Origin of the sequence: Sorangium sp. So ce726 (genome assembly GCF_051521405.1) — a bacterium.
Classification (GTDB): Bacteria; Myxococcota_A; Polyangia; order Polyangiales; family Polyangiaceae; genus Sorangium.
The window spans coordinates 4149713-4168148 of sequence record NZ_CP150349.1 but is presented as its reverse complement, the minus strand read 5'-3'; the positions used below and the strand labels follow the sequence as shown (position 1 = coordinate 4168148).

The following is an 18436-nucleotide window of genomic DNA, read 5'->3' as shown; positions in this document are numbered from 1 at the left end:
CACGCGCCGTCAGGCCGCCCGGGGCCTGGCCTCGGGCGAGGGCGGAGTGAGCTGCTCGACGGTGTAGGCGTATTCGTAGGTCTTGCGGAACTCGCGCCAGCTCCGGAGCTGCGGCATCCACTCGTCGTCCCGCAGCGCGCTGAGCAGGAGCAGGATGCGCGACTCGGAGGACAGGCGTATCACGGCGTCGCGCGTCTCCTTCGCAGCCATGCAGAGCTCGAGATCGGTGGCCGTGCGGATCCCATGCGCCTTGAGCTTCGAAAGGATGCTCGACGGCGCGTTCCGGGACGGCTCGGCCTCGTCTCGCGCGTGGAGATACAGGATCGCCTGATCCACGAGGTCGACCAGGCGCGGGGCCGGGATGCGCGTGCGCAGGATCAGCTCGATCAGGTTGTGGTGCGCGAGGTTCTCGATGTTCTCGATGCCCTCCTCGAGCAGGCGCGCCTTGTCGTAGAGCGTGATGCCCTCGAGATGTGTCAGCGGGTCGCGGTCCTTCAGGGTAGGGACGAAGAAGGTGACCATGCGCGTCTTGAGCAGATCATGGAGCACGGCAAGCCCGGTGTCCGGGACGATGCCAATGAAGAAGGCGAGCAGGAGCAGGTGCCAGGGCGCGTTGTCGATGGGCGCCGCGCCGCCCGAGAGCGAGGCGCCCTCGAACATCTTGCTCATGACCCAGGCCAGGATCGTGGCGATGATGATGCGCACGGAGATGTGGCTGTACGCCTTGGGCCCGAGATCCGCCCGCACATAGCGGCGGAATACCATGTTGAGCGCGAAGAAATACGTCCCGAGGAACGCGAACGTGAAGGCGGTCCGGTTGGGGATGAACAGGGAGTGAAGCTCGACCGGCTTGTCCCCCAGCGTCTCCGCCACGGACGCCACCGTCGGCAGGGCCGACATCACCCAGCCGACCGAGAGGAGGAACGTGCTGAGGATGATCGGGACGAAGAACAGCGGACCGCGCCGGGTATCCAACGCGTCCTTCATCAGCGGAGAATAGGCCCGCTCCGCCTCGTCGATCGTGCGGAGCGCGGGGTCGAGCCGCAGCACGTCGCGGTGAAACTGCTCTTTCACCACGTTCCGGCGCTGCTCCGCGAACAGAAAGAACAGGAGCGCGGGCAACGTCGCCGCGGCGCCGATGAACAGCGCAAAGAGGAGCAGCAACGCCATGCTGCGCATCGATAGCGTGAAGATCTCGTGAAGGCGCTTCTCGGCCTGCAAGAGGACCGTGGCGGCGGGGATGCCGAACCCCACCAGGCACACTCCCAGCATGCCGATCGCGCGCCAGAACTGGTCGCGCAGCATCAACGCGGTGCTGCGATGGCGACGCTGGGCCCAGCGCTCCAGCGACGGGAACACGGTGAACGCGATCATCCCGACGCCGACCGTGCCGAACGTCAAGCGGGCCCAGCCGTCCAGGGTGACCATGAACAGCGACGTGAGCCCCCCGAGGACCAGCACCCCCGCCATGGCGGCGGCGTCGAGGCTCGGCTCTTCGGCCTGGGCCGGGGCGCGCTTCTCCACATAACCACGCTCGAGCCAGACGCTCAGATCCAGCGCCTGTGCCGCCGCCTCGGTCGTGCGCACAACGTCGAACGGCGCCACGACGAGATCGCTGCCATCGCGCCTGATGCAGATCCGGCGAGCCGTCTTGTTGACGAGCTCGATCTCCTCGGCGGGCGGCGGCTGCCGTAGGTCCCCTCGCCCGGAGGGCGGCCGCCATGCTTGCTCTCGCCTGGAGGGTGGCTGCCCTGCCTCCGGCGAGGCCTCCGGATGGCCTGACTGCCCCTGCCGCCCCCCGGTCGTCGGGCTCACCAGCGCCAGCGGACCGTCGTCGCGCTTCGAATCCGAGCCGTTGTGTTGGCGCGACGGCAGCTGCTGCAGATCCTCGATCTCCCCATCTGCCATGGCGTTTCCCCCTGAATCGGCGCGGTCGCCCCTGCTCCCTGCCGCGGCGTCTCGACGGCAGGGTGGGGCCCAGTCGAGCATATTCACATCGACGCTCCTCTGCGAGAGCGCGCCGCATCGTGAAGGTGCTCCCGGTCTTGGCCCGTCCGGACGGACGCTGCCGGATGCCGTGGTTCGGCTCCTCGGGTACGTCGCCGGGCCCCGTGCACCCTCCCCTCCCCCTGCCCCCTCCCCTCCCCCTGCCCCCTCCCCGTTCGCTGCGATGCGCCTCCACCCGCGCCAGCGATCTGATAGAGCCCTGGCCAGTGCGCTCCCTCACTCTCCTGCTCGGGCTCCTCCTCGCGTCAGCGCCCGCCGTGGCGCGGGCCGACGCGGCGCCGCCTGGCGCGCCCTCCCGGAAGGCGGAGGCGGCCGCGTCGCGGGTGGTGATCGTCGAGGCCGGCGTGGACGACCCGCTCGTGCTCGAGGCGGCCACGCGGCTGCGGGCCGAGCTCGGCGCGGCGGGGTTCGAGGTGGTGCGCGTCGTGCGAGCGCCCGAGGGCGATCTGCGCGCAGGGCTGGAGCGCGCCGCGAAGGAGGCGGGCGCGTTCGCCGCCGCGACGATCGTCCGCTCGCGGACGGGCGCGACCGCCGACCTCTGGATCGTCGATCAGGTGACGCAGAAGACGGTGGTGCGCGCCGTGGAGGCATCCGGCGCGGCGGCGCCCTCGGTGATGGCCGTGCGCGCGGTCGAGCTCCTGCAGGCGAGCCTGCTGGAGGCGAGCCTGCAGGAGCCGCGCGGGCGCGCCGCGGACGAGGGCGGCGCCGCCGTTCCCGACGACGTGAAGCGGTGGATGGCGCCGGTCCAGAGGCGGGCCGGGATGACCCCTGCCCCAGGGCGGGCCGGGATGCTCGCGGGCGTCGGCGTGGAGGCCGGCTTTGGGGCGCTCCTGAGCGTGGACGGCGTCGGGCCGGCGCTGGGGCCCGCGCTGCGGCTGTCGTACGGGGTCGGCGCGGACGGCCACGGCGGCGCGCTGCCCGCGGGGCTCGCGGCGCGGCTGACATTCGCTGGGCCGACGCTGGGGCCGAGGCTCGAGGGCGAGCACGGCACGGTGTCCGTCCGTCAGGAGATGGCCTTTCTGGAGGCGGTATGGGCGCTGGACACGGGCGGCGCGATCTCGCCTGTGCTCTCGGCCGGCGTGGGCGGAATTCACCTGTTCGTCAGCGGTGATCCCTTGCCGCCGCTGCGGAGCGCGACGGGCGATGTCTGGTCGGTCGCCGCGGCCCTGGGCGGGGGCGCCGGGCTGCGCCTGACGGAGCGCGCGGCCCTCCTTGTGGATGCACACGCGATCTTCGCCGAGCCCCGCGCCGTCGTGACGCTCGGCGGCGAACGGCTCGGCACCGCGGGGAGACCGACGTTCGCCGGGTTTCTGGGGCTGCTCGTGCGGCTCTGAGGCGGGGCCGCGCCCGGGTGGCCCGGCGGGGGGCTGAGAACGCCGGCAAAAGGCGGTTTGCCGATGTTGGAGAGGCGCCGATTCCGGTACCGTCTGTGAATCAGTCGATGGCGCGCCCGATGGGGGCACGGCCTCCTGGTTCGGGTGACAGCGATGAGAGTGCGAAGAATTGCGGCGGCTTTGCTCACCACGGTCGCCGTCTCGACGGGATTTCTCGGCTGCTCTGACGATTCCGACGACAGCGCGGGAGGCACATCGACGAGCGACGGCGCGGGCGCGGGGAGCGACGGCGCGGGCGCGGCGGGCCATGGCGGCTCCGGCGACGGCGGCTCTGGCGACGGCGGCTCCGGCAACGGCGACGGCGGCTCCAGCGTCCACAGCGGCGCTGGGGGCGGCGACGGCGGCTCTGGCGACGGCGGCTCCGGCGACGGTGGCTCCGGCGACGGCGGCTCCGGCGAAGGGCGGGGGCTCGGCGCCCGATGCGAGAAGGACGCGGACTGCGGCCGGCGCGGCATCTGCTTCACGGAGTCAGGTGACGAGTTCTTCGGCGGAGGCCCGGCGGGCGGGTACTGCACGACCGCGTGCACAGGAGACAGCGATTGTGAGGGCGAAGGCAGCGCGTGCTTCGACGGCCTCTGCCTCCTCGGCTGCACCTCGGGCGAGCCCCCGCTCGACACCATCGTCGACGAGCTCGATCCGGCGAAGTGCCGCGGCCGCGAGGAGCTGCGCTGCGAGGACATCGACGATGTATCCGTGTGCCTGCCGAACTGCGGTTCGGACAGCCAGTGCGGCGGCCGGGTGTGCGATCCCCGCATGAACATCTGCGTCGACGAGCCTACGCAAGGGCTACCGGCAGGCGCCGCGTGCGAGCTTGAAGCCGACGGCACGGATCCCTGCGCGGCGTGGTGCATCGACATCGGCGCCGACGTCGGCGTGTGCGCCGAGCTCTGTGGGCTCGGCGGTGACGTCGCCAACGAGGACTGCGGAGGGCTGGAGAACGGCCTCTGTGCGTATCCTCTGGCAGCCGAGCCCGGGGTGGGTGACCTCGGAATGTGCGCGCCCGCGTGCAACAGCCACAGCGACTGCCTGCTGCCGTACTCCTCGTGTGTGTTCCTTGGCGTGGAGACCAACGGATTCTGTCTCTTCGACGTGACGAAGTGTCCGAAGGGCCAGAGGGCCTGCGCGAGCGGCGAGGTCTGCACCGTGACGCCTGAAGGCCGTTTGTGCCTCGACGAGAATTACCCGCTGGAGGACCCGGGCACAGGCGGTGCGGGTGGCAGTGGCGGCGCCGGTGGAACGGGCGGCGCCGATGCCACGGGCGGCGCCGATGCCACGGGCGGCGCCGATGCCACGGGCGGCGCCGATGCCGCGGGTGGTGCAAGCGGCACAGGCGGCACGAATGGCGCTGGCGGCACGGATCCCTCGGGTGGCGCTGGCGGCACGAATGGCGCGGGCGGCGCGGATCCCTCGGGTGGCGCTGGCGGCATGAATGGCGCGGGCGGCACGGATGCCGCGGGCGGCGCTGGCGGCACGAATGGCGCTGGCGGCACGGATGCCGCGGGCGGCGCTGGCGGCACGAATGGCGCTGGCGGCACGGATCCCTCGGGTGGCGCTGGCGGCACGAATGGCGCGGGCGGCGCTGGCGGCACGAATGGCGCTGGCGGCACCCTCGATGGGTCGTCGGTGTCTGCTGGAGGCGCCGAGTAGCCTCGGGCTGCGCACTGTTCTCTTCGAGATCGCCGACCTCCTCGCCGCGGCGAGGAGGTGCACACCTCTGGCGCAGTAGCACTACGGCGGGTTCCGCCCACCTCCGCACCATGCAGAGCAGAGCGGGACCGCCATGAGTGCGCCGGCCGCCATCGCGCCGAGCACCGCGAGCAGGCTTCCGGCACCGAACCCGGCGCAGCTCATGGCCGCGGTCAGGCTCGCGATCATGCCGGCGAGGAGCGCGTGGCGAGGCGGATGCGTCACGTGCGCCGCGCCCGCCAGCCAGGTGGTGCCAAGCCCCGCGAGGAACCCGGCGATCAGGCAAACCGGCGCACACGTCCGGAAGGGATCGGCGAGATCGCAAGCCCTGCCGAGCAGCGCGGTCAGGGCGCCCGCCGCGAGCGGGATAGCCCCCACGGTCATGCCCGTCTGGACAGCCAGCGCTCCCGGACGGCCCCACCAGCGGAGCGCGACCGACGTCGCCAGCAAGGCTGCCGCAAAAAGAAGGCAGCTCCTGGCTTCGACCTGCGCCGTGATGGCGGCGAGCGCCAGCGCCGCGATCGGCACCGAGACACGGAGGGCCGCGCGGACGCGCCCGTACTCGCTGGCGCGGCGCGCCTTCCTGGCCAGCACATCGAGATCAACCATGCAGCTTCCTCCAAGCGGCCCGGAGCCTCTCAAGCGCCCTGAGGCGTCGCTTCCTCGAGGTGTCGTCCGTGGGGGCAACTTCGCCTGCAAACGCGAAGGCCAGCGCAGCCTGATCTCGCTCCGGCAGCTCGCCCAGGACGGCGCGGACAGCCGCGCGCAGATCATCGGCGACGATCTGCTCTTCCTGGGTGGGCGCCGGATCCTGAAGGGATCCCAGCTCGACGCTGGCCGCTTCGCGGCGACGTTGCCGTTGCTTGCGGAGGGTCATCACTTCGTATCCGGTGATCGCCAGCGCCCAGCTCAGCGCGTCGCGCTCGCGATCGAAGTCGACGCTGCGCGAGAACACCTTGAGGAGCGCCTGCTGGGCCGCGTCCTCGGCGTCGGCGCGCGAGGGCAGCGTGCGCGTCGTGAAGGCGAGCAGCACAGGCCAGAGCCCATCGAACAGAGGCTTGAAGGCGGAGCGATCCCCGTCCGCGAAGCGGATCATGAGCGCGGTGAGCTCGCGGCGCCGTTCGGCCTCCATGCGCAGGATCAGACTATCCGGTGCGATGGGCGTCGAGCCCTGCGCCACGAGCCTGGGCGTCAGGGCGGAGGGGGACGTCAGACGCTCGGGCGCCCTGTGGAGGAAGCGTTCGGGCGCTCGCGGGGCCCTGTCGATCTGGAGCACGCGCGTCCGGCGGACGACAGCCGCACGCTCCTTCGGTCGAGCACGCACCCGCCTCGCCGCAGGATCCCTGGCGCTCCTCCGAGCGGCGACGAAAGGCGACCACCGCCAGCACCACGCCGACGGCCATCAGGCCGAAGGCGAGCGGCTCTCCGAAGGCGACAAGGGCGCCGAGCCCGCCGGCGCCGATGCTCAGGCCCAGCAAAGGAATCGCGCAGCACGCGGCGCAGGCGGCCACGCCGAGACCCAATGAAATGGCTGGCAGCGGCCAGCGCCTCTGAGGAACGGTGGACATCTCGAGCTCCTTTCCCCCTCTAGGCCGCCAGGCGAACGATCGGGACAGCGTGCGTGCGTATGCACACAAAGCTTTGTAATCGCTAATTATTTTCGTTCGATGCCAGGACCCGGCAGAGAGCGCCCCGCCTTCGCGCAGCAGGCGGCGTGGCCCTCGCCAGGGCTTTCCCGGGGGAAGCGCGATCAGGGCGCTGGCCGCTCGTGGCCAAGCAGGAGCGCCGTCGCCTCGGGTGCTCGCCAGTCCCTCGGGCCCGTGAAGCGGAGGGACATCCTGCCGTCCGCCTCCACCAGGAAGGTGTCGGGCAACGTCGAGACCCCGAACCGCTGCTGCGCCGCAGGGGATCCGGCCCGCACGACGCCGGGAGGGACCTCGCCCCCGAAGAACGCGCGCACGACTTCCCAGTTCTCGTCGACGCTCACGGCCACGAGCTGGAGCCTCCCGGCCTTCTCCAGCTGTTGGCCGAGCTCCAGCAAACGCGGGAGCTCGGCGCGGCAGGGGGCGCACCAGGTGGCCCAGAAGTGGAGCAGCACCGGCCGGCCGCGCAAGGCGGCCGCGCGAAGCAAGGTCCCGTCCGGCTGCTCGAAGGCAGCGTCGGGCACGCGCTGGCCGTCGTGGAGCCGCTCGACCGCGAAAGGGCGACCTGGCCGCTCGGCCTCACGGCGGCGCTCCACGGCCCAGTAGAGCCCCGCCGCGAGCGCCTGGAGGAGGACCAGGACGCCCGCGGCAGCGGCGATCGTGCGGAGGCGGGAGCGCGCGCTCATCGCCTACTCCGCCGCAGGCGAAAGGGCCGGGCCAGCGGGCCGCGGAGGCTCGGAAACGCCCGTCTCACCAGCGGCGTCCGGGCGGAGCCTTCCGCCGACCATGCTGTAGAGCGCCGGCAAAACGAGCAGGGTGAGCAGCGTGGAGGAGATCACGCCGCCGATCACGACGGTCGCGAGCGGGCGCTGGACCTCGGCGCCGACACCCGTGTTCAGCGCCATCGGCACGAAGCCCAGGGAGGCGACCAGCGCCGTCATGAGGACCGGGCGGAGGCGCCGCTCGGCTGCCAGCTCGATGGCGTCCCGCACCGGCATCCCGGCCGCGGTGAGCTGCCGGATGGTCGAGACGAGCACCATGTCCCCGAGCACCGCGACGCCTGACAGCGCGACGAACCCGACGCCCGCGGAGATGCTGAAGGGCAGGTCGCAAAGCCAGAGGGCGACGACACCGCCGATCGCGGCGAAGGGGACGCCCGTGAAGACGCGGACCGCATCCAGGAGCCGCCCGTACGTGAAGTAGAGCAGCAGCAGGATCAGCCCGAGCGCGATGGGCACCACGACGAGCAGGCGCGCCTGCGCCCGCTCGAGGTGCTCGAACTGCCCGCCGAAGCGGACGTAATAGCCGGGCGGGAGCTCGACCTCATCGAGCCTCGCCCTCGCCTCCTCGACGAAGGTGCCCACGTCGCGGCCGCGGACGTTCGCCTGCACGACGATCCGGCGCTTCGCCCACTCGCGGTTGATCGCGGCCGGCCCCTCGGTCGTGCGGATCTTCGCGAGCCGCGCGAGCGGGATGCGCTCTCCGCCGGCCGCGGTGACCAGGATGCGACCGATCGAGGCGGGGTCCTCGCGGTAGCGATCGTCGATGCGCAGCACCACGGGGAAGCGGCGCTCGCCCTCCTGGAGCTGCCCCACCTCCCGCGCGCCGAGGGCCTCGACGACATCCAGGACGTCGGCGGCCGCGATGCCGTGGCGCGCGATGGCGGCGCGGTCGACCTCGATCTCGAGCACGGGTTGGCCTGTCACCTGCTCGGTCACCACGTCCGCGGCGCCGGGGATCTTCTTGAGGGCAGCCTCGATCTCGCGCGCCTTCTGCTTGAGCGTGTCGAAGTCGTCGCCGAACAGCTTTACCCCGAGATCGGCCCGGATCCCCGCGACCATCTCGTTGACCCGCATCTCGATCGGCTGCGTGTAGATGACGCGCATGCCCGGCATCCCCGAGAGCTCCGACTCCATCGCCTGGACGAGCTCGTCCTGCGTGGCGGCGCGCTTCCATGCCTCTCGCGGCTTGAGCGTGATGAACATGTCGGACAGCTCGAGCCCCATCGGGTCCGTCGCCACCTCCGCGGTGCCCGTGCGCGTCCAGACGCGCTCGATCTCGTCCGGGAACCTGCCCCGCAGGACCCGCTCGAGCTGGGTGCCGTAGCGGATCGACTCGCCCGCCGAGACCCCCGAGAGCCGCACGGTGTTGGCGACGAGGGTGCCCTCACGGAGCCGCGGCACGAACTCGGCGCCGAGCCGCGTCGCGAGGAAAGCCGCGTTTCCGAGGAGCAGCGCGGCCCCGGCGAGCACCGCCCAGCGCCAGCGCAGCGCGAGCTGCAGCACGGGCCGGTAGGCCCGCTTGAGGAGGCGCACGAGCGCGTTCTCGCGTTCCTTCATGCGGCGCGGCAGGAGCAGGCTCGCGAGCACCGGCATGAGCGTGAGCGACAGGATCATCGAGCCGATGAGCGCGAAGATCACGGTGAGCGCCATCGGCCGGAACAGCTTCCCCTCCGCCCCCTCGAGCGCGAGGATCGGCAGGTAGACGATCATGATGATGAGCTCGCCGAACATCGTCGGCTTGCGGACCTCGATCGAGGCGTCGCGCACGATGTCTGTCGTGCTCCGGTCGCCCGAATCCTCCGAGAGCCGCCGGACCGAGTTCTCGACCATGATCACCGAGCTGTCGACGACGAGGCCGAAGTCGATCGCGCCGAGGCTCATCAGGCTCCCCGCAACGCCCGCGCGCAGCATGAGGTCGAATGCGAAGAGCATCGACAGCGGGATGGCCGAGGCCACGATGAGCCCGGCGCGGAGGTTGCCGAGGAAGGCAAAGAGCACCGCCACGACCAGCAGCGCGCCCTCGAGCAGGTTCTTCTCCACGGTGCCGAGCACCTTGTCGATGAGCTCGGTGCGGTCGTAGACGACGGCGACGTCGACGCCTCTCGGGAGGCTCTTCTTGACCTCTTCCAGGCGCGCCTTGAGCCGCGTCGTGACGTCGTGGCTGTTCTCGCCCATCAACATGAAGCCGAGGCCGAGCACGACCTCCCCCTGGCCGTCGGCGGTGACCGCGCCCCGCCGGATCTCGCGCCCCTCGACCACCCGGGCGACGTCGCGCACCCGGATGGGCGCCCCGCCCTTGGCGGCGACCACGATGTCCTCGATGTCGCTCACGCGCGTGGCGATGCCGATCCCCTGGATCAGGCTGGACTCGCCGGCCTGGTCCAGGTTGCCCCCGCCCACGTTGGCGTTGTTGCGCTCCAGGGCCTCGGAGAGGTCGTGGAGCGAGAGCCCCCGCGCGGTGAGCTCTGCCGGGTCGACGAGCACCTGGATCTGCCGCTCATCGCCGCCCCACGCGTTGACCTCGGCCACGCCGCGCACCGAGCGGAGCTGCGGCGCGATGACCCAGTCGTGGACCGTCCGCAGCTCGCTCAGCGACTTGCCCTTCCCCGTGACCACGTAGTGGAACACCTCGCCGAGCCCGGTGGCGACCGGGCCGAGCTCCGGGCGATGGATCCCCGGCGGCAGCGTCACGGTCTGGAGCCGCTCCATGACGACCTGGCGGGCCAGGTAGATGTCCGTGTCGTCCTCGAAGCGGGCGGTGACCTGGGAGAGGCCGAAGCGGGAGAGCGAGCGGACCTCCTCGAGCCTGGGAAGCCCCGAGATCGCCTGCTCGACAGGCGCCGTGATCTGGCGCTCGATCTCGACGGGGGAGAGGGCAGGCGCGACGGTGTTGATCTGCACCTGCACAGGCGTCGTGTCCGGGAAGGCGTCGATTGGCAGGCGGCGGAACGCGAGGACGCCTGCCAGAGAGAGGCCGATCGCGGCGAGGATCACGAGAAACCGGTGGCGGAGCGACCAGGTGATGACGGCGTTCAGCATGACCCGCGCCTCAGTCCTCGCCGCAGCAGCCGGCGCCGATGCTCTCCTTGAGGGTCTCGGTCTTGAGCAGGAAGCTCCCTTCGGTCGCGACTTCCTCGCCCGGGCGCACGCCCTTGGTCACCTCGACGACATCGCCCTCGGTCGCCCCGATCTCGACCCGCCGCGCCTCGAACTGGTCGTCCGCGAGCCGCACGAACACGAGCTTCACCGTCTTCGCGCGCTGCACCGCGGCGCGGGGCACCACGACCGCCGCGCGGGATGGGGCGAGGATGCGCGCCCGGCCGAACATGTTGGCCCGCAGCGCGCTGTCCGGGTTCGCGAGCGGGACGCGCGCCTTGGCCGTGCGCGTGGCCGGGTCGATGGCCGGCGCCACATACGTGATCTCCCCTTTGAGCTCGCGCCCCTCGATCCCATCGACCTCGATCACCACCGGCTGCTTCAGCGAGACGGCGGGAAGCTCGGTCTCGGGGACGTCGAGCTCGGCCCACATGCTCGAGACGTCGACCACCTCGAACAGGGTCTCCTCGACGCCGACCAACCTGCCCACGGTGGCCCTCCGCTGCGTCACGACGCCGGCGAGCGGTGTGGTGAGCGTGTAGCCCCCGCTCCCGCCCGCGCTCGCGCCCACGACGGCCAGGGAGGCCGCGAAGGAGGCGCGCTCGGCGCGGGCGGCGTCGAGCTCCTGCTGCGCGGCGAGGACGCTCTTGCGCGCGGCGAGCCCTTCCTTTTCGAGCTGCTCCTCGCGCTTCAGGTTCTCCTCGGCGACCTTGAGGCGCGACTGCGCGCCGGCGAGCCGCGAGCGATCGGCGCCCACGTCCGCGCTGTCGATGATGGCGAGCGGGGCGCCCTTCTTGACCTCCGCGCCCACATCCACGTGAAGCTGACGGACGACCCCCGCGGCGCGGGCGTTGATCTCCGCCACCTTGAGCGCGTCGTAGACGATCCTGGCGGTCACAGGGATGCCACCGCCGCCCTGACGCTCGACGGCCTTTGCGGTGAGGATCCCGGCGAGCCGGGCCGTGTCCTTGGTCTTGAACTTGACCTTCGTCCCGTCGGCAGGCGCGCCGTCGCTCGCCACGTCGGCCGCCGGCTTGCCTCCGCGCTCTGGGTGGCAGATGGGACAGATGGACTCCGGGAACTCGTGCTCCTTGCACCAGTCGCCCTTCGCCTGGAAGACGGGGACGAGCCTCGGATTGCACTTCGTGCAGAGGGCTTCCAGCACGCCGTGCTCCTTGCACATGGCGCCCTCGACGGCCGCCGCCGCTTTGGGCTTCGCCTCGGCCTTCTCCTGCGCGGTGAGGTCGGTCCCTTTGGACCCGCACCCCGAGCTGGCCGCGAGGAGCAGGAGCAACACGATGTGAACGCGGCCGGGCATGTCAGCTCTCCTTCGGCGGCCGGACGATCTTCAGATCGGGATTGCACTTGAGGCACTGCGACTCGGGCAGCCCGTGCTCCGCGCACCAGTCGCCCGTGGCCTTGAAGGCCGGGATCAGATCCGGGTTGCAGCGGGTGCACTGAGACTCGGGCACCTGGTGCTCTCCGCACCAGTCCTCGTGGGAGCCGGGCTTCACGCCGGCCGGCGCGTGCGGCGCGGGCGCCGCCTTCGCCTGCGTCTGCTCGGGCGCAGCCTTGCCGGCGCTCGGCGCCTCCTTCGAGCACGACGCAGCGCCGAGGGCGAAGACACAGAGCACGAGCGAGATGGAACGAAACTTCATGGGCCTTTTCTCCTTGTTGTTCACAACGTCACCTGACGAACGAGTCTCGGGCATGCGGTCTCTCTCGCGCACCAGCGCAGCGCCGCTACCGCCTCCGACCTGCCCGCGAGCATGACGCGCGAGCTGGGTAGACAGAGCTGAACCGGCGCGCTGGAGCGGGCGCGCGACGACGCGCCGCGTTCACGCCCTCCGCTCGGATCCAGCAGGGCGCTGAGCCACGCCACGCTCCGCTGAGGCCACCGGGGGCCGACAAAGCCCACATGGAGCTCGCAGGAGCGCGATCGACGGCTCGGGCCGCCGAGCGGCCATCCGCGCCGTGCTAGGTGAGGTGCCTTGGGACGTGGAGCACTTCGCGTACCTCTGGCGATGGGGGCGCGCGCTCGGGCACGAGCAGCACAAGGTCCGCGGAGGGGGGCGCGAGCAAGACCGGAACGATGGGCGAGGGCGGGACGGCCGGGACCCTCGCCGCGCAACACCCCGCGGCGCAGTCCAGGGGACAGGGGCAGTCCCCCTCGTCGTCATCGTCGGGACACGACTCGCCGCAGTCGTCGACGGCCACGAAGGCGTACGCCACCGTCAGCTGGCTCGCGAGCAGGGCAAGCACGAGCGCGGAGAGCAGCCGGACGAGCCGCCGCGTCCACCTGGAGCGTGGGTGGTGCCTTCGGTGCCGAGTCACGAGCCGGCAGAGCCTACCATGTGGACCGAGGGGAGCGAGCGCCAAGAGCGGCCCGGCCAGGGATCGACGGGCCGACCCCCGTCTTCACACCGCTGCAGGCTTGTCCGAGAGCGATTGGATGCACATCCGCAGCCCCTCGCGGAGGTTCCGCAAGGTGGTCACGGCGGACAGCTCGAGGCCGAGCGACGTGATCAGCGCGGCCACCGCGGGGCGCACGCCGGTGATGACCCCCTTGGCGCCGAGCAGCTCGACCGCGCGGATGATCCGGATCACGTGATCGGCGGTCTCGCCGTCGATGCTGTCCACGCCGGTCATGTCGAGGATCGCATAGCGGGAGCCGGTCCTGACGATGGCGTCGAGCAGCTCTTCCGTGATCACCCCGGCCCTCACGCCGTCGAGCGTGCCGATCAACGGGAGCGTCAGCACGCCGTCCCACACCTGGATGATCGGGGTGGCGAGCGCGCGGAGCTCGTGCTGCTGCCGCTCGATCAACGACAGCTTGTCGCGGAGCTCCTGCTCGGTCCTCTGGAGCTCCTCGGCGATGCGGGCGCGCTCATCGACCTCGCGCTTCAGCTTGTGCAGCGCGATGGCCAGATCCGTCTTCGTCGCCCGCTCCTCGTCGAGCAGGTGCTGCAGCCGGTCCTCCAGGCTGGTCGTCGCGGGGCGCACCGTGAACTCGTCGTGGGCGTCGCCCCGCGCGGCGAACGACGTCTGCTCGACGTCGCACTCCTCCCCGAAGAGCCGGGTACAGTACCCGGCCAGCTTGCCCGCGATCATGCTGCTGCCCCAGCAGACATCGAGCTCCTTCTGGTAGACCGACTCCCACCCGTTCACCACGCGGAAGCGGGCCTCCTTCCGCTCCCGGTCCAGGGAGAGCACGTGCCACACGCCCCAGCCCGCCGTGGCCGCGCCGACGCCGAGCGCCTTGAAGCCCTCCTCGAACGTCGGATAACCGGAGATGTAGTCCCAGTCGTCATCGATGCTGAGCCGCCCCCCGCTCTCCACGGCGAGGTTGAAGCGCTCGGTCCCCGCCATCCGCTGGAAGCCGGACATCAGGCCAACCACGCTGCTCGGCAGGAACATCGACACCGAGGGGACGCCGGCCCAGGTGCACTGCCCGTTCTCGAGATCCCACTCGATCGCCATTCCCTCGACGACGACGCGGATCTTCTTGTCTGCAGATGGAGAGCTCGTGTCCATTCATGCTCCGGGTTCGCGAGCGCGTGTGCCCGCCCGCAGCAGTCTACCGGCTCAGCGTCCGGCCGTGCACTGCGGGTCGCTCCCCGTTCGGCTCGGGACGCTCGCGCCGTCGCGACGGCCGCTGCGCCCGAGGAGCCGGAGATCGCCGCGCGATGCGCGGGCGCGCCGAGCGTGTCGCGCGTCGTCGCGCTCGCGTAGACTCGGGCACCCGATGCTCCTTACGCTCACCACCACGCACCGGCCGGCGACCGACCTCGGCTACTTGCTCGTCAAGAACCCGGCGTACACGCAGTCGTTCCCGCTGTCGTTCGGCAAGGCGCACGTGTTCTATCCGGAGGCGACCGAGGAGCGGTGCACCGCGGCGCTCCTGCTCGACGTCGACCCCGTGGACCTCGTGCGCGGGCGCGGCGCGGGCGAGCCCGGGACGCTCGCGCAGTACGTGAACGACCGGCCCTACGTCGCCTCGTCGTTCCTCTCCGTGGCGATCGCGCAGGTCTTCGGCTCGGCGCTCGGCGGCAAGTGCCGCGATCGCCCGGAGCTCGCCGACGCGCCGATCCCCCTCTCCGCCACGATCGAGGCCCTGCCGTGCCGCGGCGGAGAGGCGCTGCTCCGGCGGCTCTTCGAGCCGCTCGGCTACGAGGTCGCGGCCGAGCGCCTCCCGCTCGACGAGGCGTTCCCGGAGTGGGGCCAGAGCGCCTACCTGCGCGTCTCGCTCGCGAGGACGTGCCGGCTCAGGGAGCTGCTCGCGCACCTCTACGTGCTCGTGCCCGTGCTCGACGACAAGAAGCACTACTACGTGGGCGACGCCGAGGTCGACAACCTCCTCGCCAAGGGCAAGGGGTGGCTCGCGGAGCACCCGGAGCGCGAGGCGATCGCGCTCCGCTACCTGAAGCACAGCCGGCCGCTCTTCCGGGCCGCGCTCGCGCGGCTCGTGGCCGACGATGAGGCGAGCCCCGAGGAGGCCGAGGACGAGAAGGCCGCGCCCGAGGACCGGGGTGAGGCGCGGATCAGCCTCGACGAGGCGCGGCGCGAGGCCGTCGTCGCGGCCCTCCGCCGGGCCGAGGCGAGGAGCGTGCTCGACCTCGGCTGCGGCGAGGGCAAGCTGCTGAAGCGCCTCGTCGACGAGCGCGTCTTCGAGCGCGTCGCGGGCGCCGACGTCTCCGTGCGCGGCCTCGAGATCGCCAAGAACCGGCTGCGCCTCGACGACCTGCCCGACAAGCAGCGGCGGCGCATCCAGCTCTTCCAGGCGTCGGTCACCTACCGCGACGCGCGCTTCTCGGGCTACGACGCCGCGACCCTCGTCGAGGTCATCGAGCACGTGGACCTCTCGCGGCTCGGCGCGCTCACGCGCAGCGTCTTCGAGCACGCGCGGCCGCGCGTCGTCCTCGTGACCACCCCGAACGCCGAGTACAACGCGCTGTTCGAGGGGCTGCCGCGCGGCGCGCTGCGCCACGGCGACCACCGCTTCGAGTGGACGCGCGCCGAGTTCCGCGCCTTCTGCGAGGGGGTCGCGGCCGCGCACGGCTACGCCGTCGAGCACCTGCCCATCGGCCCGATGGATCCCTCGCTCGGCGCGCCGACGCAGATGGCGATCTTCACGCGCGAGGGCGGCGCGGGCGGCACAACCAGCACCAGCGGCGCGGGCGGCGCAGAGGCCCAGGACGGCGGCGCGGGCGGCGCGGGCAGCGTCGAGACGCAGGCGACGGAGGCGGCGTCGTGAGCGAGCAGGCCCCCCTCATCGTCCCTTCCCTCTCGCTGGTCGTGCTCGTCGGCGCGTCCGGCTCCGGCAAGAGCACGTTCGCGAGGGCGCACTTCAAGCCGACCGAGATCCTCTCGTCCGATCACTACCGCGGCGTCGTGTCCGACGACGAGAACGACCAGGCCGCCAGCGCGGCCGCGTTCGAGGTCCTGCACTTCATCGCGGGCAAGCGGCTTGCGTCGGGGCGGCTCGCCGTTGTCGACGCGACCAACGTGCAGGCGGACGCGCGCAGGCCGCTCGTCGCGCTCGCGCGCGAGCACCACGTGCTGCCGGTGGCCATCGTGCTCGACATGCCGGAGAAGCTCTGCCACGCGCGCAACGCCGGCCGGGCGGACCGGCAGTTCGGCCCGCACGTCGTGCGGGGCCAGAGCCGCGAGCTGCGCCGCTCGCTCAAGGAGCTCCGGCGCGAGGGCTTCCGCTACGTGCACGTGCTCTCCTCGCCCGAGGAAGTGGCGACGGCCACGATCGAGCGGCAGCGCCTGTGGACCGATCGCCGCGACGAGCGCGGGCCGTTCGACATCATCGGCGACGTCCACGGCTGCTTCGACGAGCTGGTCGAGCTGCTCGAGGCGCTCGGCTACAAGCTGGAGGGGCTGCCGGACGCGCCGCGCGCGTCGCCCCCCGAGGGCCGGCGCGCGATCTTCCTCGGCGACCTCGTGGACCGCGGGCCGCGCTCGCCCGACGTGCTGCGCCTCGCGATGGCGATGGTCGAGTCGGGCGCCGCGCTCTGCGTGCCCGGCAACCACGACGTGAAGCTGCTGAAGAAGCTGCGCGGGCGCGACGTGCGGGCGACGCACGGGCTCGAGCGGACGCTCGAGCAGCTCGAGGCGGAGACGGACGCGTTCAAGGCGAAGGCGGCGGACTTCATCGACGGGCTCGTCAGCCACTACGTGCTCGACGACGGGAACCTCGCGGTCGCGCACGCGGGGGTGAAGGAGGCGTTCCAGGGCCGGGGCTCGGGCGCGGTGCGCGAGTTCTGCCTGTACGGCGAGACCACGGGTGAGACCGACGAGTACGGCCTGCCCGTGCGGTACAACTGGGCCTCGGAGTACCGCGGCAAGGCGATGGTGGTCTACGGCCACACGCCGACGACGGTGGCCGAGTGGGAGAACCGCACGATCTGCATCGACACGGGGTGCGTGTTCGGCGGCGCGCTCACGGCGCTCCGCTACCCGGAGCGCGAGCTCGTCGAGGTCAAGGCGCGCCGCGTGTACTACGAGCCCGCGAAGCCGCTCGCGCCGCTCGCGGGCGAGCCGAGGGCCGGCGCGCGGGGGCAGGCGGACGACGTGCTCGACATCGACGACGTGCGGGGCCGGCGCGCGATCCGGACGCGGGTGCACGGCATGGTGACGATCCGCGAGGAGAACGCGGCGGCGGCGCTCGAGGCGATGAGCCGCTTCGCCGTGGATCCTCGGTGGCTCATCTACCTGCCGCCGACGATGTCGCCGAGCGAGACGTCGAAGGACGGGGGCCTGCTCGAGCACCCGCGCGAGGCGTTCGCGTACTTCCGGCAGAACGGCGTGGGCCGCGTCGTCTGCGAGGAGAAGCACATGGGGTCGCGCGCGGTGCTTGTCGTGTGCCGCGACGAGGCCGCGCGGCGGCGGAGGTTCCGCCTCGACGAGGGGCCGCTCGGCGTGTGCACGACGCGCACGGGCAGGCCGTTCTTCTCGGACGAGGCGCGGAGCCGGGAGCTCATCGACCGGGTGCGGGCGGCGATGGATCGGGCCGATCTGTGGGCCGAGCTGCGCACGGACTGGGTCTGCCTCGACGCGGAGCTCCTGCCCTGGTCGGCGAAGGCGCAGGATCTCCTGCGCGGCCAGTACGCCGCCGTGGGCTCGTCGGGCCGCGCGTCGCTCGACGCGGCGGTGCGGGCGCTCACGATGACCGCCGCGCGCGACGAGAGCGCGCGGGTGTTGCTCGAGCGGCACGCGGCCCGGAAGGCGGCGATGGACGGGTACGTGGCGGCCTACCGGCGCTACTGCTGGCCGGTGCGGTCGCTTTCGGACCTCCGGCTGGCGCCGTTCCACCTGCTCGCGAGCGAGGGCGCCGTGCACGCGGCGCGGGACCACGGCTTCCACCTGCGGCAACTCGCGCGCCTCAGCGAGGTCGATCCGGCGTTCTTCGTGCCGACCCCGCACCGCGTGGTCGACCTCTCGGACCCGCAGAGCGAGGCGCAGGCGGTGGCCTTCTGGACGGAGATGGTCGAGCGCGGCGGCGAGGGCATGGTGGTCAAGTCGTGGGAGTGGGTGGTCCGCGGCCCGCGCGGGCTCGTCCAGCCGGCGATCAAGTGCCGCGGGCCGGAGTACCTGCGCATCATCTACGGGCCGGAGTACCTGACGCCGCAGCACCTCGCGCGGCTGCGGAACCGCAGCGTGTCGGGGAAGCGCGCGCTCGCGCTGCGGGAGTACGCGCTCGGCCTGGAGGCGCTCCACCGCTTCGTGGAGGGCGAGCCGCTCCATCGCGTGCACGAGTGTGTGTTCGGGGTGCTGGCGCTGGAGAGCGAGCCGGTCGATCCGCGGCTGTGACGGGGGTCGG

The 18436-nt window shown here is 71.9% G+C and carries 13 protein-coding genes; 4 read left to right on the top strand and 9 right to left on the bottom strand.

The annotated features are described in order from the left end of the window. Positions 1-9: 9 nt before the first annotated feature. The gene (locus WME79_RS15650; protein WP_437536011.1) at positions 10-1908 is read right to left on the bottom strand and encodes a hypothetical protein; all 1899 of its coding nucleotides are present in this window, start codon (positions 1906-1908) and stop codon (positions 10-12) included. A 305-nt stretch (positions 1909-2213) separates the two neighbouring features. Between WME79_RS15650 and WME79_RS15645 the strand changes: the two genes are divergently transcribed. Then, positions 2214-3341: a hypothetical protein gene (locus WME79_RS15645; protein WP_437536008.1), complete on the top strand. Its 1128-nt coding sequence runs from the start codon at positions 2214-2216 to the stop codon at positions 3339-3341. 180 nt (positions 3342-3521) lie between these two features. After that, positions 3522-5048: a hypothetical protein gene (locus tag WME79_RS15640; protein WP_437536005.1), complete on the top strand. Its 1527-nt coding sequence runs from the start codon at positions 3522-3524 to the stop codon at positions 5046-5048. Positions 5049-5129: 81 nt separating this feature from the next. Here WME79_RS15640 and WME79_RS15635 read toward each other — a convergent pair whose 3' ends face one another. The 8 genes from WME79_RS15635 to WME79_RS15600 form a co-directional block, all read right to left on the bottom strand. Continuing rightward, entirely contained in the window at positions 5130-5696 is a 567-nt protein-coding gene (locus tag WME79_RS15635; protein WP_437536002.1) for a hypothetical protein, read from the bottom strand. Beyond that, positions 5689-6183, bottom strand: a complete 495-nt coding sequence (locus WME79_RS15630) for an RNA polymerase sigma factor (protein WP_437539852.1) — start codon at positions 6181-6183, stop codon at positions 5689-5691. The genes WME79_RS15635 and WME79_RS15630 overlap by 8 nt, the downstream gene beginning before the upstream one ends. Before the next feature lie 654 nt (positions 6184-6837). Further along, positions 6838-7416 (bottom strand): redoxin family protein, encoded by a 579-nt coding sequence (locus WME79_RS15625; RefSeq protein WP_437536000.1) that lies wholly within the window; start codon positions 7414-7416, stop codon positions 6838-6840. A 3-nt stretch (positions 7417-7419) separates the two neighbouring features. Continuing rightward, positions 7420-10551, bottom strand: coding sequence for an efflux RND transporter permease subunit (locus WME79_RS15620; protein ID WP_437535997.1), 3132 nt, complete (start codon positions 10549-10551; stop codon positions 7420-7422). A 10-nt stretch (positions 10552-10561) separates the two neighbouring features. Beyond that, positions 10562-11926, bottom strand: coding sequence for an efflux RND transporter periplasmic adaptor subunit (locus WME79_RS15615; RefSeq protein WP_437535994.1), 1365 nt, complete (start codon positions 11924-11926; stop codon positions 10562-10564). Position 11927: 1 nt separating this feature from the next. Continuing rightward, positions 11928-12266: a hypothetical protein gene (locus tag WME79_RS15610; protein WP_437535992.1), complete on the bottom strand. Its 339-nt coding sequence runs from the start codon at positions 12264-12266 to the stop codon at positions 11928-11930. Positions 12267-12585: 319 nt separating this feature from the next. Beyond that, complete coding sequence (locus WME79_RS15605) at positions 12586-12942, bottom strand: hypothetical protein (RefSeq protein WP_437535989.1); 357 nt, start codon at positions 12940-12942, stop codon at positions 12586-12588. Positions 12943-13026: 84 nt separating this feature from the next. Next, complete coding sequence (locus tag WME79_RS15600; protein ID WP_437535986.1) at positions 13027-14142, bottom strand: STAS domain-containing protein; 1116 nt, start codon at positions 14140-14142, stop codon at positions 13027-13029. Positions 14143-14353: 211 nt separating this feature from the next. Here WME79_RS15600 and WME79_RS15595 point away from each other — a divergent pair, with 211 nt between their 5' ends. Both WME79_RS15595 and WME79_RS15590 read left to right on the top strand, forming a co-directional pair. Then, on the top strand, positions 14354-15862 hold the full coding sequence (locus tag WME79_RS15595) for a 3' terminal RNA ribose 2'-O-methyltransferase Hen1 (RefSeq protein ID WP_437535983.1): 1509 nt from the start codon (positions 14354-14356) through the stop codon (positions 15860-15862). Continuing rightward, positions 15859-18426, top strand: a complete 2568-nt coding sequence (locus tag WME79_RS15590; RefSeq protein ID WP_437535980.1) for a polynucleotide kinase-phosphatase — start codon at positions 15859-15861, stop codon at positions 18424-18426. Before WME79_RS15595 ends, WME79_RS15590 begins: the two co-directional genes overlap by 4 nt. The last annotated feature ends 10 nt before the right edge of the window (positions 18427-18436 follow it).